This is a genomic window from Sporotomaculum syntrophicum, assembly GCF_009932395.1.
Lineage (GTDB): Bacteria > Bacillota > Desulfotomaculia > Desulfotomaculales > Desulfallaceae > Sporotomaculum > Sporotomaculum syntrophicum.
In genome coordinates this window covers 1-1534 of the sequence record NZ_LSRS01000022.1, presented here as the reverse complement: position 1 = coordinate 1534, position 1534 = coordinate 1, and the positions used below count along the sequence as shown (strand labels likewise).

Here is a 1534-nt window from a genome sequence, read left to right as displayed (position 1 = left end):
TAAGTGTTTTGCATAATCCATAAGCCAATAGAATCAAGGGTTTCAAGGCCACAAAAAAGGACTTCACCCCTTGTTTTGCCGAATATTACAAGTAGCACCTAATAACAAACGACAAAAACCAGAGGTGAAGTTACTTGTATATTCAACAACAGTGCCTGTTTTCCTTTGACGAAATTATGAAACTGCAACCGGAAACCCGGTTAGAAAAGATTTTTCATACCCTCGATCTTAGCCCCATTATTGATAACTTTGAGAAAAGTTCTTTAGGGCCTAATGGGTACTCTATGGCTGCAAAGTTACGAGCTCTGTTTGCAATGGTTATTGAAAGAATACCGAATTTTACTGCTTTAACCGAACGATTAAGCCAAGATCCTGTTTTTAGATTTGCATGCGGTTTTCCAATAGCAAGTCAAGCACCGAGCGTTTCCACCTTTAGCCGACTATTTAAAGCAATATCCGAAAATGAATTGTTAGAACAGTATTTTCAACAACTTGTGAGTCAACTCCGGAAACAAGGGACTATAGACGGTAATTGTGTTGCTATCGATGCAACCAAATTAGAATCCCGAGAAAGAGCAAAACCTAAGAAAACCATAGAACAAGATGGTACCCAACCGGATTGGGGCTCCAAAAAAGACAGTCACGGCAATCAAATAACCTGGTTTGGCTGGAAAGTACACCTAGCGGTTGACTGTAAAAGCGAAATGCCGCTGGCCGTAAATTTAACTCCTGCCAGTAGATCAGATAGCATGGAAGCACTACCTCTTGTAGAAAAAGTAACTGCGCCTCTGGCGAAAAAAGATTATCCAAAACATTGGACAATGGATTCCGGTTACGATATCAAGGAAATCTACGCAACCCTTTATCACGAATATAATTCACAAGGCATTATACCGCTAAACTTACGTGGAGCTAAAATGCCGCCTGAAGGCCTTGATTTTAACGGCACCCCTATTTGCTCCGGTGGTTACCCTATGATCTACTGGGGTAGTGATAAGAATGGTTGCAATAAATTTAGGTGCCCGCATGTTTTGGGTAAAGTAAACTGCCCACATGGTTTAGCCTGGTGCTCTTCTTCAAACTACGGGCTAGTAGTGAAAACACGGGTTAAAGATGACCCCAGACGGTTTAACACTCCCCATCGTGGCAGTAAGAACTGGACCAAAATATACAATAAACGTACATCCGTCGAGCGCTGCTTTGGTCGCCTTAAAGAATACCTGAGCCTAAAAAACTTAAATGTGCGAGGGTTCAAAAAAGTAAAAGCGCGTGTCTTATTATCATGTATTGCAATGTTATCCACAGCGATGGTTTCAGTATTTGAGCCCAAAGTTGTAAAGCAGGTAGCTTAGGCGATACTGGTATTTTAAAACTCTCTATAGCTCAAAGGGGTATTTTTGTCCATTTTTGATTATCCACAGTTATAAAATAGCATTTAGCATAGCAACTTACCATAACTGTGTTAAGTTAATGCGATTGCAGTTCTAAATTATGGCATTGAATTTTATGCTACAGAAATTATGCAAAATGCTTA

Annotated in this window: 1 protein-coding gene; it reads left to right on the top strand. The window is 40.2% G+C overall.

Features of this window, described 5'->3' with window-relative positions; genetic code table 11:
- The first annotated feature begins 134 nt into the window (after positions 1 to 134).
- Positions 135 to 1352: a transposase gene (locus SPSYN_RS15460; protein WP_161822684.1), complete on the top strand. Its 1218-nt coding sequence runs from the start codon at positions 135 to 137 to the stop codon at positions 1350 to 1352.
- The last annotated feature ends 182 nt before the right edge of the window (positions 1353 to 1534 follow it).